We start from the raw sequence: 14,409 nt of genomic DNA on the forward strand, positions 1-14,409 counted from the left end.
CAACATGCTAGGCCAGCCTGGCCTCGGCAGGGGAGGTCTAGATGACACTCTCGGAAGGGACGGGCTCCACGTCGTTCGCGTGGTCAAGCTCCCGCGCCGCCCTGAAGTTTGCGGACTCAGCGGCATCACGCTTGCCGGCCCGCAGTTCATCGAGGCGTACCAGGATCACTCCGCACACAATGAGCATGCCGCCCACGAGCTGGATGGCTCCCGGCAATTCGGCCAGCAAGAGCCAAGCCCACACCACGGCGAACAGCACTTCCGTGAGCGAGACAAATGACGCAACCTTGGACCCGAGGCTGCGGGCGGCCATGATCCCCGTGACGTAGGACAGGACCGTAGAAAGGATGACGAGACCGGCAATGGAAACCCACCACGGTGTGGTCCACGGGCCGAGGTGAACGTCTGCGTTGGCGAAAGTCATGGACAGCAGCCCGGTCCCCCCGGCGATCCAGATCAGGATTGAACCTGCCATGAGGCCCCCGGAGGCCAGCACGATGGGAGGCAATGTGTCGTTCTGCTTGGCTGTGATGAAGAAGTAGATGACCAGGCAGACGGCTGCAGCCATTCCCCACAAGACGCCGATGAAGTCCACTGTGACGGCGCCCGTGAGATCAAGCACCAGGACAAGTCCGCCAAGGGAAAGCAGCGTACCGACGGCGGTGAGCTTCCGGGGACGGCGTCGGCTCGCAGCCCACAACCACAGGACGATCATGGTAGGCGCGAGGTATTCCAGCAGGAGAGCAACCCCCACGGACAGCCTGGACACCGCGTTGAAATAGAAGAGCTGGCAGCCTGCAACACCAATCACGCCGAACAAGAGGATCGTGAGCCAGTTGTCCTTAAGCTGGTGCCAACGGCCACGGAGAGCGACGGAAGCGGGGATCACCAAGATAAGGGCAGCACCACTGAGCCGGATGGCAACTGCCGCGCCAGGGGTCCACCCTGTTTCCAGGAGGGACTTTGCAAATGAGCCGGACAAGCCGAAGACTGCTGAGGAAAAGAGCGCGAGCCCCAGGCCCGATGCCATGAAGCCCGCGGCGCCAGCCCGGTTTGTTGCAGCTGACACAGCAGCCTCCTGTCAGGAGTAAAATAGGTTACGCTGCTGACAATACCCTCGCGAGATGTAAGGAGTCAAAGTGCTTTTTGCACCTGACACTGAAGTGGCGCTGCGCAGCGTGGTCACTTTGATCAATACGGCCGCCAACGGCACCGAATCCCTCCCCGGCGTCGCCGAGCTCCAAGCATTCCTGGACGCGGAACAATTCACGGGAGCCAGGGAGGGAACCGAATCCGAATTGCTCAGTGTGAAGGGCCTGCGTAGCCAGCTGGCTTCCCTATGGACAGCCGATGAGGACGCGGCCGCGAAGACCGTCAACCAACTCCTCGCCGACGCGCATGCACTCCCCCAACTCGTCAAGCACGATCACTGGGATTGGCACCTGCACGCCACAACGCCTGAGGCACCCCTTGCGGAACGACTGGGCACGGAAGCCGCCATGGCACTTGTGGACGTCATCCGCAGTAAGGAAATGGACCGCTTACGGGTGTGCGCCGCGGATGATTGCGACGCCGTCGTGCTGGATTTGAGCCGCAACCGCTCCAAGCTCTACTGCGATACCGGCAACTGCGCCAATCGAACTCACGTGGCCGCGTACCGCGCCCGGAAAGCCTCAGGCAAGGAATGAACCAACGGCCCGCGTCACGTGCGGCAAGTTTTCAGCGCGCACGACGGCGGCCTGCCGCATGTTTGGGGAGTTGGCGGGGTCACTAGTCGACTAAAAGTTGCGTGGCGTGACGCGAGCCTGACAGTGAGCTAGCGGGAGTCGCCGTCGGGCGCTTCGGTCTCGCTGCCCGCGACGGGGGACGGCGCCGAACCGTGGCTCTGACCCGGCTTCTTGGAACTCAGGTTGATGCCAGATCCCTTTCCAAGGTGCTCGGCGTTTTCCTTGTGGCTCATGGAAAGCATGGCGGCGAGGACAAGGCTCACAATGAATGCGATGCCTGCGCCGGTAAAGGCGAGGTCAAAGCGCGGGGTGCGGGCGCTACCGCCGGAGGCGAAAATCAGCACGGCGAAAAAGATCAGGACGCCCCAAAACGCGGAGAACATCAGCGGTCCCTTCACCGAGGTCCGCATCTTGCGCGGCTCTCTTGGTTTCTGGTCAGCCAAGGTCATTCCTCCAATGTGGCGTGGGGTGCAGGCGCCGTGCGCGCCGTGAGATTTCTACGATGAGTAGAACGTACCATTACTAGTTTACGGCCTCGGCGGAGGGGGTTCGCCCATCGTGCCGCAGGCTCAGTCCGGAAAGCACCCACAAGACTCCGGAGATGATGGCGCCACCACCGGCAACACCCAGTAATGCGTGTGCTCCAAGACTGATGAAGAACGGCAGTGCGACGGCGGTGCCGATGCCCACCACGCCGGAAATGATCCAGTCGCGGCCAAGCACATGCCGTCCCCGCTTCCGGTACCCCTGGACCAACTCAAAGACTCCGAGCAGCAGCAGTCCTAAGAGCGCGGAAACGCCAACCCCTGTGTCAGACTGCGTCATCAAGGCACCGACCCCTGCCAAGCCAATGACGACCGCTGCGGCTGCCGGAACACTCTCAGCCAGGAACGCGGCGCCCGCGGTTGCGAGCAGGTAGACCCCGGTAGCCCAGGCCAGAACCTGGACGGATGGCGAGCCCCAGAAGACTGTCACGGCCCCGAATACCAGGGCAACACCGGCTCGGAGAAGTACGGGCTTCCAGAGGCCGTCGGCTGTTGGCGTGGATGAAGTCGCTGAAGAGGTGGGGAGAGTCACCAGTCCAGTTTAGTGCGAACCCAGGACCATCCACTTGTCCGTACGCGCCCGCAGCCCCAGAGTGACTCCGCGGGCCAGCATGTAGCCCAGCGCAAACGCCGCCCATAGCCACACAAGCCCCGCCGCGCCGTCGGGCCGGGTGAGGTGGACTGCCGCCAGAAGCGGCAGATAAACGGCAAGGTTCACGACGCCGGCAATCGCCAGGTAGCGGGCATCGCCCGCGCCGATCAGGACGCCATCCAGGACGAAAACATAACCGGCGAGAGGCTGTCCGACGGCGAGTACCCACAGTGCCACGGTGAGCGCGGACTGGACGCCGGCGTCGGACGTGAAGATAAAGCCTGCCCACGGCGCCGCCACCGCGAGGAAAACCCCTGTCACCACGCCGAAGGCGACGCCCCAGCGGATCATCGTACGGGTCAGTTCGCGTGCCCGTGCCGGATGCGAAGCTCCCAGTTCCTTGCCGATAAGGGCCTGCGCGGCAATGGCCAAGGCATCAAGCGCGAAGGCAAGAAAGGAGAAGATGGTCATCGCAAGCTGGTGCGCGGCCAGGTTCATCTGCCCTTGGGCGGTGACCACCAGGATCGTGCCCAGGATCGCCAAGCGCAAACTGAGGGTGCGGAGCATGAGCCACGAACCCACCGTGGTCATGGTGCGGATGCCTCGCCAATCCGGCCGGAGTGGAACGCCGTGTCGCCGGGCATTCCGTCCCACCATCACCAGATACACGGCGGCCATGGCCCATTGCGCAATGCTGGTGCCGATCGCCGAACCCGCCACGGACAGGTGCATGCCATAGACGAGGATCCAGTTCAGGCCAATGTTGACGGCGAAGCCCGCCGTTGCGACAACCAAGGGGGTACGGGTGTCCTGCAGTCCGCGTAACACGCCGGTTCCAGCGAAGATCAGCAGCATGGCCACGAGCCCCGGCATGGACCACCGCAAATACTCGATGGCGTATGCCCGCACGTCGCCGCCGGCCCCGAACAGCCCGAGCAACGGCTCGGCCGCTATGAAACCGGCCACCGCCAGCACGGTACCCAGCAGCAAGGCCAGCCAGACGCCGTCGCGCCCTGCTGCCAGCGCTTTGGCGAGCTTTCCGTCCCCGATGGCGCGCGCGACGGCCGGGGTGGTCGAATACGCCAGAAAGACCATAAGTCCGACGGCGGTGTACAGCAGGGTGGAGGCAAGCCCCACGCCAGCCAACTGGGGGACGCCGAGATGGCCCACGATCGCGGAGTCTGCCAAGAGGAAGAGCGGTTCGGCAATGAGTGCACCAAAAGCGGGGACGGCCAGCCGCAAGATCTCGCGGGCGTTGGAGGGTGCGGCGGGGCGGGTCACTGTTTGGGGCACTTTCCCAGCCTAACGGCGGGCACCGACAAGCAATTGTCGAAGGTGCTGGATCCGCTGGCCTCCGGGAGTCCGTTCCAGCATGTCGCCCGCTTGTCGGAACCGAGCGGAGGCGGGCGATCCGTCTTGGATCGCCCGCCTCCGCTTCTTCCATGTCGAGTGGGTTCCGGGTCTAGAGACCGACTTTTGTCGATGCCCTCTCTTTCTGCGTGGTGCGGCCGGGCGCGATGGAACTTGCTTCCGCCAGGGTACGGCCCCGGGTTTCGGGGGCGAGGACGACCGAGACGATGAGGCCGACGGCGGTAAGCCCGGCTGCCATGTACATGACTCCTCCGACTCCGAACTTTTCCAGTCCGATGGGAAGCAGGAACGTGCCTACCGCGGCGCCGATGCGGCTGATCGCGGTGACGACGCCCATTGCCGTTGCGCGGATTTCGGTCGGGAAGATTTCGTTGGGGTAGGACCATTCCAGGATGTTGGGGCCCCCGGAGAACAGGGCATAGGCGCTGAATGCGACGATTATCAGCCATGCCGGTCCCTGCGGGAGAGCACCCAGAACGGTCAGCGGGATGAGCATGAGGACGAAGGACCAGATGAGCAAGGGCCGTCGACCGACAGATTCCGTAAGCGGCAACGCGATGATGCATCCGACAAGGAAGAGGACGCTGATGATGGTTTCGCCCAGATAGCTGCTGTTGCCGCTTGAAAGTCCGAAGGCGTCCAGCATGGTCGGGCCAAAGGTGTACATCGCGAAAAGCGGGGTGACCGCTGCCAGGTAGAAGACTCCGCAGAAGACGACCCTGCGGAGGTAGGCCCCCTTGAGCAAGACGGCAAAACCGGCCTTCTTGGCTTCTTCGCTTTCGGCGGGGACCAGATTGTGAACATCCACGTCCTGGCCATAGACCCGTCGTGCGACAGCATGGGCTTCCTCGAAGCGGCCCTTGGAGATGAGCCAGCGGGGGGACTCCGGCGTGCCGATGCGCAGTAGCAAGATGATGATGCCCGGCACAATCCCGCTGGCGAGCATCCACCGCCAGGACCCGTCACCGAATGCTGCGGCGAAGCCGAATCCAACCATGGTCGCCACTGCGGCGCCCACGAACCAGAAGACAACCAATGAGCCCACCATGGCGGCACGCTTCTTGATCGGGAGCCATTCGGTCAGCAGGGCTGTGGCGATGGGGTAATCGGCACCGATGGCCACGCCGATGATGAAACGCAGTGCGATGATCTGCCACGCTTCGGTTACGAATGCGCAGAGCAGTGAAGCTACAACCAAGGCGATCAGGTCAATCGTGTACATGAGTTGACGGCCAATGCGGTCCGTCAGCCGTCCGAAGATGAGTCCTCCGGCAAAAATTCCAATGAGCGCTGCGGCGCCCGCAAAGCTGAGTTCCGCAGTGCCGAGACCGAGCTCGGGCACCATCCCCACGAGGGCGATGCCGACGATGCTCAGCAGCCATCCGTCCAGGAACGGGCCTCCGGCGGACTGGATGAGCAGCTTCTTGTGAAAAGGCAGCAAAGGGCTGCTATCGATTACCGAATTGTTTGACATCCAAACTCCATCGTGGGTGTGTCGGTTTCAAGCCGCGCATGAACGGATTGGTTGGGTGGTAATGAGTACCAAGGATCCCGGCAAATAGTGGGACGGACAGAGGCCGCTCTTTCGATGTCCTCTTGCCCGGGATAGATTCAATGTTCGATCACAGAATACATTGTGTCAAGGCTCACACGAAAGTTTCTTAGGGAAATTAGCTGCCAGACACCCCGCGCCCATAGCGTGAGCTGGGCTTTTACCGCTTTTTTACGGGGTTTTCTCGCGTGCTCATGAAGGATGCATCGCGTCATGCTTCGCGCCGAGTGGATTTCATCGGCTCCGAAGTCTCACAAAACGTTTGATTTAAGAAAACACTTCAACTTGCCCACGGGAGCGGCCGTGGTCGGTTGAAGAAGGATCTGGCATCGCTGTGCGGAACGAGGCCTGCTGCTCAGCACAGATGTCGAAGACGGTGCGGCCTGCGTTGAAACACGCTCGTTCTTGGGCGCCAGCCTGCTCTCCGGAGCAGGGCGACGCAAAGGACGTGCTGTCAGCACGTCAAATCAGGAATTAACCGGTTCGGAATAAGTGCACCAAACCGCTCGTGCCGAGGTCTTATCATTCTCGTTCCAGAGCCTGTGGGGGACTCTGGAGTCAAAAGCTATGGAGTCGCCTGGTCCCAGCATGAAGTCCTCGAACTCAAGCTGAACATGAAGCACGCCTTCAAGCACCAACCCGTACTCACGCCCGCTATGGCGGATGAACTCTCCCGGCTTGGAGGAGCCGCCGCCGGGGGCATAAACGATCTCCCGGAAATCGACGACTTCATGTGGCGTGGGAGTCAGGAGTTCCCAGCGGACGCCGGTGTCCAAGTCGATCTTCCGGCGTTCGGCCGACCGGGTAATGAACTTCTCTTCGCCGGGACTCTTTTCAATTCCTTCATACGTTTCCGGGGCTGTTTTGTCCTCTCCGAAGAGCGTATCCATGGACAGTGACAACTCCGATGCGATGGAGTACAGGAGGCTGATCGAAGGCGCCACCATGCCCCGCTCAACTTGAGAAATGTGTCCGGCCGAGACGCCAAGCCTTCTGGCCAGCTCGCGCAGCGAGGTCCCCCGCTCGGTACGTGCCGAACGGATTCTGGTTCCAACAGCCAGGCGGGAGGCTTCCGTGGCGTCGCGTTCCTTGGATTCCGCCGTCGTTGCCACAGTCGGTACCTCCGCTTTTGGAATGTAAGTTGTCACCATCCATTATGTGGTATTTGTTCGGTATTTGATGACGGCGGAAGGCCGTGTTCGGGCGGCACCCTGCGGTGCAGCCCGAACACGGTCCGGTTCGTTCTTCAGACGGATTATTCGGAAATCTGGGCTGCTCTGAATAGTTGAAGAGGTGGTTCGTATGCTCCGCCGCCGATTCGTCCTTCGAGTCCGCAGGCTTCAATCATCCCGAGGAGAACAATGGGCGCCAATCCTGCATTCAGCACGGAGTCACAAGAGACCCCCGTCCGGATCGGCAAGGCTGCATGTTGTGCCGTCATCACGGATTGCGGACGGCTGAGCGCATTGAAGGGCGCATAGTCTGACAGCGCCGTCACGGTGTCCGGCGCGTGGCCGAGCGCGCCCCCGCCCATACCAAAGAAGTCCACCACCGCGCTGTCTCCGATGGCCCCGAGGACTTTGAGTCCATCGTAGTTTCGTTCACGGGGTCCGCGAGGAGGCTCTGCTGCGCAACTAAACCAGACTCCTGGTTTAGCGCCTATTTGGATTCCGAACGAAACTCCATTCCCGCCCGCCCGGGTAATCGCCGATGTCTTCGGGATTCCCTCGGCAGCTCTGAGGCACAGCGCTGCGGCCGCCATCCACAGGTTTAAGGCAAAAGCCGGACAGGAATCAAGGAAGTCCCTGATTCCCGGCGGAGTCTCACCCGTAGCGCTGGAAAGCAGCCTCTCGGTAACCAGCCGGCTGCCTGCAATCGTGCGGTTATGCCCGTCGTCACCGAGCTCCAAGGACTTCCTCATCAATGGCAGGAGGTCCACCGGTCCTGTTTCGCGTAGTACCGCGGTGAGCCACAGAGCAAGTGTGCTGTTGAGCCAAGTGTGGTGTGCGGTCAGGTGGGGGTCCCGAATGCCCAGTCTGAGGCAGTGCTGCATTCCTTCATTGACGGCGGCATAGCTGCGGGAGCCGGCGTTGGTCCCGTCTTCGACAACATGCAGCGCCATCCCAGGCGAGATGACTCCCGCCAAGGGAACCACGCAGTCGTGGTTCTGAGCGGGTTCGAGTGTGATGTCTCCGTTCGAGAGCAGTCTGAGGGACTCGTCCTCCGAGTCCGCCCAGCCTTCAAGCTGACATGCCTGCATCGCCGAATTTCTTAGCGGTTCCGGGACCTCGGCCCAAGAACTAAATGGCGGGCCGGCATGGAGTAGCCACTTCCGCCGTTTTGCCTCCGGAAGGACGGTCTCCAGCGTGGTCATTCCTGTCCAGCGTGGTTCTACGGACATGATGGCGGTTGCGGCCCTCAGCTCGTTGGCGTTCACGGTTGTTCAACCCAGGTCTCGGAGATGGCCATTCCTGCGGACTGGCCGGGCCCGTTGAGGAAGTCGCGCTCGACGGTCGACCCCGGTAGCCGGCGACCATCCACAATGACTTCCCCTGCATCAGCGATCCTGAAGACCGCAAACATTTCATGGGATCCGGTCCCCGATTCGGGTGCGGGAACGTCGACCGCGAAGGGCTCCGAGAGTCCTCGCCACGTCATTTCGATACTTCGCGGGCCGACCGTTGCGCGTTCCGTCCAGTCGTGACCATCGAGGGACTGGGTAAACGCCGCTCCTTCGAGGTACTCGAGGTCATCCATGACCTCGGAAGGCCGGAAGAGGACGAATTTCGACACGAAGTCTTTGATGAGGAACCTGGCAAGGTCTAGATTGTCGGTCAGAACCAGACGGGTAGCCGGTTCCCGGGCTTCGTAGGGGTTTTCGACAACAACGCTCACCTTTCCGGGGCCAAATCTCGATGCCGCGATGCGGAAATAGACCGACAGGGACGACCATGTACCGTCCGGGTCGGTCTTCAGGTATATGAAGGGATTGTCGCCGGTCCAGGCGACGGCACCGGGGCGGACTACATCGGGCATGGTTTCTCTTTCATTCATCTTTCGCAGGGTGCCTAGCTCTTTGAATCCACGGACAGAGGAACGGAGAACCCGCCTCTTTCGCGAAGCTCGAGGAAATTGGTGGTGGGCTTCCAACGAAGTCGTTCTTTTGCCGCTTTCGAGGAAAATATCGAGGCCCGCGCATTGATGTCGAAAACCCCCCGGCTGCTAGCGGTTTCCGCAGGTTCCTCGTGGAACAAGCGCCTGTACCACTCCAGGGTCGGCTCAGGATGGCAAGTGTCATCAGCGCTGATGAAGAACGTTCCGAACTTAATATCTTCAACTTCAACCGCTGCCCGGAAGGCCCGGGCCAGATCGGCGGCCTCGATGTAGTAGAAGAGCCACTTAAGATCAGGGTCGTCAATGAATTGGATGAAGTCCTCGAGCGACTCCTCCAGAACGACAGCCATCGGTCGGATGCAGATGACGGAGACGTCGCTGCCCCGTGAAACGGCTTGGCCCATGTTCTCCATGATTTGTTTGCTGAGGCTATATGCCTGGACCGGCCTGATCTCATGTTCTTCGTCGACTTGAAGGTACTGGGGGGTCCAATCGGATCGCATTTCCGAAAGGCCGCAAGCTGAAATGCTGGAGCAAAGGACCACTTTCTCCAAGCCGTGCTCTTGTGCCGCTTGCAACACATTCCATGTACCCAGCGTGTTGACGCGAATGTATTTCTCCGGAGCGGCGTTCCAGTCGTAGTCGATAGCGGCCAGGTGAATTACCGCGTCGGCGCCTTTAAGGGCGGATCTGACGGCGTCGAGGTCCATGACGTCAGTGGCGATATATTCCACATCGGATGCCGCTCCCCCCTTGGGGCCGCTATCCGCCGGAGAAAGATCAGCGTTGACCACTTCGAAGTTCGACGCCAGTTCTGCCAGGACATAGCGGCCCACACGCCCTGATCCGCCCGTAACTACTATTCTTTTGGGTGCCATGAAGTTGTCTCATTCCTAACGATTCTTGAATGGATCCGGGTGCCCTGCCTCGGTGGCCGGGCACGGAAGGCTGACGCGATACGCCACCTGCTGCGATGTCGTGAATTCTTTAGCGGGCCCGTTGTGGCCAGCGGCAATGCCGGAGTTCAGGCCCCGGCACTGACCGGGGCTGGAGTCAGATCAGCGTCTGGAACGGTCTGGGCATTGGGGGCCTTCGCGTCGGCCGCACGGTACTTTTCGACAAGCCATTCATTCAAACGGACCAGAACCACCTCGCTGGGTGCGTAGCGTCCTCGCGGGGCGTTCCTGGAGAACATCCCTTTCTGGACTGATGTCCACGCGTAGACGTCCTCCTCCATGACTTCTTTGAGGTCCTCAACCTCCATCTTCCACTCCTCTGCGAAGCCTGGCTTCTGAAGCGTGGATTCGGGATACATCCACGTGGCCGAGAACACCGACGTCGTGGGTCCTGTCGGTAGCCACATGAAGTACTTCACTTTGTCCGGCATGGCGATCAAGAGCAGATTCGGGGCAACCGTGACATAGATAAGGCGCCGACGCTCGTCATCTGTCAGTTCCGGGAGCACCGGCTGAAGGTTCTTGCCCGTCCTTGTAGGTGAGAGATCCTTCTCCAGGCTGATCAGGTCGTAGGCAATGACGCCCTTTTCCGGTTCGTTGACCGGAGAGTCGTAGTCGATGCGTTCGGAGGCGGTGTCGTACATCGGGCACCAGCTCTTGGAGTGCAGATGTGCGCAGTGGTAGCACTCGTCTCCGAAGATCTTCCAGTTCACATCGACGGGGAAGAATTCCTGCGGCGTTGCAGACTTCAGGTGGGGGATGCCCCAGTTAGTGAGGTACTTGGCGAGGGCCGACAGCCGTTCCTTCAACGGCGGGATGTCCGGGTCAAAGGTGACAAAGATGAAGTTTTCCCAAACCTCGGAGCGGATCTCCGGGAGTTGCACCTCAGACTTGACGAAGCAGGGGTTGTCATTGAGATCCGGGGCAGATTGCAGGACTCCGTCCAGCCCGTAGACCCATGAGTGGTAGTCGCACTTGAACCGTCGGGCGTTTCCCTGCCCATCGGCCAGCTTCATGGCACGGTGGCGGCAGACATTGGATTGCGCGCGAATGGTTCCATCACTCTGACGGACGATCAGAAGCTGTTCATCTAGAGCGTCAACGGTGAAGTAGTCACCCTTGTTCGGGATGTCCGTCGCGCGCCCAATGCACAGCCATTCGTGGCCGAACACGGCGTCCATTTCAAACTCGTGGAACTCGGGTGAGGTGAATGCCTCCGGAGGGAAGGCGACTACTTCGTTGATGTCTCCGCAACTTGCATCGAACACCTCGACGGGTATTGGACTGCGCATGATGGTCTCCTTCTCGTTTAGGGTCTGTCGGGAATGACTGCTCTCATATAGTGTTCTCTTACACAGAACATATGTCAACGGGTGTTCTCTGAGAGAATCCACTCGAGCAATTCCTGAAACTACAGGTCTCGAGGCATTGGTGGTCTCCAGGGTCGCCGGAAGGAGCTCGCATTGAATGTATTTGGACCGTGGCCATTGCTTGGTTTGATAGAGCAGCTACAGTCGGGCCAGGTATCGGCAACGGACGCCGTGGGTAAGTCGCTGGACCGGATTCATGAAGTCGAAGACGTGGTCTCGGCCTGGGTGAGGGTGGACGCTGACGGCGCATTGAGGGATGCCGCCGCATTGGACCGGATTCCACCTTCCGAAAGGAAGCCCCTCCATGGGGTCCCCATCGGAGTCAAGGACATTATCGATGTCGCCGGATTACCGACGCGGTGCGGCTCCATCCTCCGTCAACACCATGTGGCAGCTTCGGACGCCTCGTTGGTCCGGAAACTGCGGACCCTCGGGGCAATTGTCATGGGAAAGACCGTCACGACCGAGTTCGCCTACTTCAGTCCGGGGCCCACCTCAAACCCAAGCGACGCCCGTCATACACCCGGAGGGTCCTCTTCCGGGTCCGCTGCGGCCGTTGCAGCCGGCATGGTGCCCCTTGCCCTCGGCTCTCAAACTGCGGCATCAGTTGCCCGGCCGGCCGCGTACTGCGGGGTGGCGGCCCACGTGACAGCCCCTGGAGACTATCCTCACGCCGGCATTACCGGATTGAGCAGCACTCTGGACGCCGTGGGATTTTTCACGGCCGGGATTGAGGATCTCAGGGTCGTCGACAGGGTAGGCCGGGGCCCTGCCCCGGTCCAGGCAGCACCGCTACAAGTTCGGATGTGGCAACCCGGCTCTTCGTTCGAAGTAGCGGATGACATGGCATCGACTCTAGAATCCGCGGGCGAGATGCTGAAAAGATCAGGTCTGGAAGTGCGCCCGCTGAATTTTGATGTTCAGGCCGAAGAGTTGGTGGATGCCCACATGACCGTCATGGCGTATGAGAGCGTGCGGCTTCGCTCGGAAGAGGCCCAGCATCCTGAGTCACTCAGCGAGCCGCTGCGTTTGCTCTTTAGGCGCGGCAGGACGATTGAGGAACGCGCGTACATCTCGGCTCTGGAGTCGATCCGGGAGCTGAAATCCGGGTTGAGGTCCGAGCTTCAAGGCGCGCTGGTCCTTGCACCTGCCGCACAGTCGCACGCCCCCGTTGGATTGGAATCGACGGGAAATCCACTGCTGAGCCGGCCATGGCAAGCACTGGGTCTCCCAACAGTCGTGGTGCCGGGCGCACGCGGGCAGTCGGGCATGCCGCTTGGACACCAATTCGTTGGTTTCCCCGGTCAAGAGGGGAGTCTCTTCGCCGCAGGGACGCGGCTTGAATCCTTGTGGGGGATCTGAAGACGACGATGAGCCGGGAGGCTGACAAGACATTCCTGTCAGCCTCCCGGCTCATTACTTTCTCGAACGAGGACGTCCTGTCAGATGTTCAGGATGATACGGGCTGACTTTGAACGTGAGACACAGGGCATCATGGTTTCGTTCGCCTCGCGCTCCTGGGGAGTCAGCACTGCATCACGATGGTCGGGCGTGCCCTCCACCACCTCCGTTTCGCATGTCCCGCAGACGCCCTCCCCGCAGGACCAGTCCACGTCGGCGCCGTTGTCGCGCAACACCTTAAGGCAGGACACCCCCACCGGAACGTGAACCGTTCTGCCAGACTTGAACATGACCACGTCGAAGGGACGCTCATCGGAACCTGCTCTGCTGGCCGGAGCGGCGAACCGCTCACAGTGGAAGGTCCAAGGCATGTGTGCCGAAAGGTTCTCCAAGGCATCCAGCAGCGGACCCGGGCCGCATGCATACACGTCGACATCCGGACCCAGATCCCCTGTGATGGACAGAAGATCGATCAATCCGGCCTCTTCGTCGCAGTGCAACACAACCCGGCCGTGGGGCAGCAATGCGATCTCGTCGAGGAGCGCGAGCCGGGCCCTGTTCCGGGCCAAGAAATACAGTCGCCACGGCTGACCCTTCGCCGCGACGGCACGCACCATAGGGAGAATGGGAGTGATCCCGATTCCGCCCGCGAAGAAGACATACTCTCCGGCAGGTTCCAATGGAAAATGATTGCGGGGTCCCTTGACGGTTAAACGGACGCCCTCGGCCAGAGTCTCATGGACCTTTACTGACCCGCCCCGGCTCTTGGGATCCTTGAGTATGGCAATTCGCCAGACGGATCTGTTCCCCGGATCCCCCCACAGGGAGTATTGGCGGCTGAGAGCTTCGCCGTTGCTGTCCATTCCCAGGACCACATCGATGTGGGCACCCGGATCCCACGCGGGGAAGTCGAGACCATCGATTCGCTTCAGGGTCAGGGAAATGGTGTCCTCGGCCACGTCACGGCGTTCGATGACCCGCACCGGATAACTCTCCTGGAGGGAGTCAAGCTCTCCATCCGGGCGCTGGAGCGTTACGTCAGTCATTTTCCTGTGGTCCTTTCCAAAAGGCCGACGAATGCCTTCATCCAGACGCCCATGTCGTCCGGCACTCGTGCTGTCACCAGGCTTCCGTCCTCCACAACGCCCTGATCGATCCAGGTCGCGCCCGCGTTTTCCAGGTCAATCCGGATGGACGGAACGCTGGTCAGGCTTCGACCGGCAACTATTCCGGCGGAAATGCCTACCCATCCCCCGTGGCAGATCATGCCGATGGGTTTGCCGGAGGCGTTCATGCTGCGTAGGAACCGGAGTACGGGCTCGGACCGCCGGACAATGTCCGGCGCAAAGCCGCCCGGAATCAGTACGGCATCAAAGGAACCCGCCTCCAGCTCCTCGAAGCTCTTGTCCGCGGCCAGAGAGCGAAGACCGGATTTACCCGCCAACGGCCCGCCTTGAGGGCTCGCGAGCGTGACGGTGGCCCCGGCTTCTCGAAGTCTGTACAACGGATAGATCACTTCGGACTCCTCGAAAAAGTCGGCGGTGACAATTACGACGTGGATGTTCTCCAGGGACACGGTGGGTACCTTTCTTGGTGGAAGGGGAGGAATCAACTGACATCAGTGTTCTGTGTAAGTGAACACTTGTCAAGAACCCGCGCTGCTGCCACCGCTCAATTCGCCGGATTTGGGGCACATTTCATTAATTTCAGAATGCGCTGACCCTGCCTGCCGTGACTAATGTTGGTTGATACCTAACACCGAGCGGAAGGAGCGTGCTCAC

General features: G+C 60.9%; 14 protein-coding genes. 2 read left to right on the top strand and 12 right to left on the bottom strand.

What is annotated here, in order from left to right; translation table 11 throughout:
- Positions 1-37 precede the first annotated feature (37 nt).
- Positions 38-1,069 carry an EamA family transporter gene (locus tag A3M3_RS0120150; RefSeq protein ID WP_028267850.1) on the bottom strand — a complete coding sequence of 344 codons (1,032 nt, stop codon included), beginning with the start codon at positions 1,067-1,069 and terminating at the stop codon, positions 38-40.
- Positions 1,070-1,139: 70 nt separating this feature from the next.
- Here A3M3_RS0120150 and A3M3_RS0120155 point away from each other — a divergent pair, with 70 nt between their 5' ends.
- Complete coding sequence (locus A3M3_RS0120155) at positions 1,140-1,688, top strand: CGNR zinc finger domain-containing protein (RefSeq protein WP_028267851.1); 549 nt, start codon at positions 1,140-1,142, stop codon at positions 1,686-1,688.
- A 128-nt stretch (positions 1,689-1,816) separates the two neighbouring features.
- Here the strand turns inward: A3M3_RS0120155 and A3M3_RS0120160 are convergent, their stop codons facing one another.
- From A3M3_RS0120160 to A3M3_RS26145, 9 genes are all read right to left on the bottom strand, one after another.
- The gene (locus tag A3M3_RS0120160; protein ID WP_028267852.1) at positions 1,817-2,176 is read right to left on the bottom strand and encodes a hypothetical protein; all 360 of its coding nucleotides are present in this window, start codon (positions 2,174-2,176) and stop codon (positions 1,817-1,819) included.
- Positions 2,177-2,249: 73 nt separating this feature from the next.
- Entirely contained in the window at positions 2,250-2,804 is a 555-nt protein-coding gene (locus A3M3_RS0120165) for a hypothetical protein (RefSeq protein WP_028267853.1), read from the bottom strand.
- Between the two features lie 9 nt (positions 2,805-2,813).
- A complete protein-coding gene (locus tag A3M3_RS0120170; RefSeq protein WP_028267854.1) occupies positions 2,814-4,157 on the bottom strand; it encodes an MATE family efflux transporter in 1,344 nt (447 codons plus the stop codon).
- A gap of 169 nt (positions 4,158-4,326) precedes the next feature.
- Complete coding sequence (locus A3M3_RS0120175) at positions 4,327-5,709, bottom strand: MFS transporter (protein WP_028267855.1); 1,383 nt, start codon at positions 5,707-5,709, stop codon at positions 4,327-4,329.
- Positions 5,710-6,254: 545 nt separating this feature from the next.
- Complete coding sequence (locus A3M3_RS26135) at positions 6,255-6,938, bottom strand: cupin domain-containing protein (RefSeq protein ID WP_081736970.1); 684 nt, start codon at positions 6,936-6,938, stop codon at positions 6,255-6,257.
- Positions 6,939-7,042: 104 nt separating this feature from the next.
- Positions 7,043-8,224 carry an oxamate carbamoyltransferase subunit AllG family protein gene (locus tag A3M3_RS0120185; RefSeq protein ID WP_028267856.1) on the bottom strand — a complete coding sequence of 394 codons (1,182 nt, stop codon included), beginning with the start codon at positions 8,222-8,224 and terminating at the stop codon, positions 7,043-7,045.
- Positions 8,221-8,823, bottom strand: coding sequence for a hypothetical protein (locus tag A3M3_RS0120190; protein WP_028267857.1), 603 nt, complete (start codon positions 8,821-8,823; stop codon positions 8,221-8,223). The genes A3M3_RS0120185 and A3M3_RS0120190 overlap by 4 nt, the downstream gene beginning before the upstream one ends.
- Positions 8,824-8,855: 32 nt before the next feature.
- Complete coding sequence (locus tag A3M3_RS26140) at positions 8,856-9,779, bottom strand: NAD-dependent epimerase/dehydratase family protein (RefSeq protein ID WP_051423428.1); 924 nt, start codon at positions 9,777-9,779, stop codon at positions 8,856-8,858.
- Positions 9,780-9,925: 146 nt separating this feature from the next.
- Entirely contained in the window at positions 9,926-11,149 is a 1,224-nt protein-coding gene (locus A3M3_RS26145) for an aromatic ring-hydroxylating oxygenase subunit alpha (protein ID WP_081736971.1), read from the bottom strand.
- A gap of 171 nt (positions 11,150-11,320) precedes the next feature.
- On the opposite strand from A3M3_RS26145, the gene A3M3_RS0120205 reads away from it, so the two are divergent.
- Positions 11,321-12,589: an amidase gene (locus tag A3M3_RS0120205; RefSeq protein ID WP_081736972.1), complete on the top strand. Its 1,269-nt coding sequence runs from the start codon at positions 11,321-11,323 to the stop codon at positions 12,587-12,589.
- A gap of 80 nt (positions 12,590-12,669) precedes the next feature.
- Here A3M3_RS0120205 and A3M3_RS0120210 read toward each other — a convergent pair whose 3' ends face one another.
- The gene (locus A3M3_RS0120210) at positions 12,670-13,674 is read right to left on the bottom strand and encodes a PDR/VanB family oxidoreductase (protein ID WP_081736973.1); all 1,005 of its coding nucleotides are present in this window, start codon (positions 13,672-13,674) and stop codon (positions 12,670-12,672) included.
- The gene (locus A3M3_RS0120215; RefSeq protein WP_028267860.1) at positions 13,671-14,204 is read right to left on the bottom strand and encodes a type 1 glutamine amidotransferase domain-containing protein; all 534 of its coding nucleotides are present in this window, start codon (positions 14,202-14,204) and stop codon (positions 13,671-13,673) included. The genes A3M3_RS0120210 and A3M3_RS0120215 overlap by 4 nt, the downstream gene beginning before the upstream one ends.
- Between the last annotated feature and the right edge of the window lie 205 nt (positions 14,205-14,409).

Source organism: Arthrobacter sp. MA-N2 (assembly GCF_000517125.1).
GTDB classification, from domain to species: Bacteria; Actinomycetota; Actinomycetes; order Actinomycetales; family Micrococcaceae; genus Arthrobacter; species Arthrobacter methylotrophus.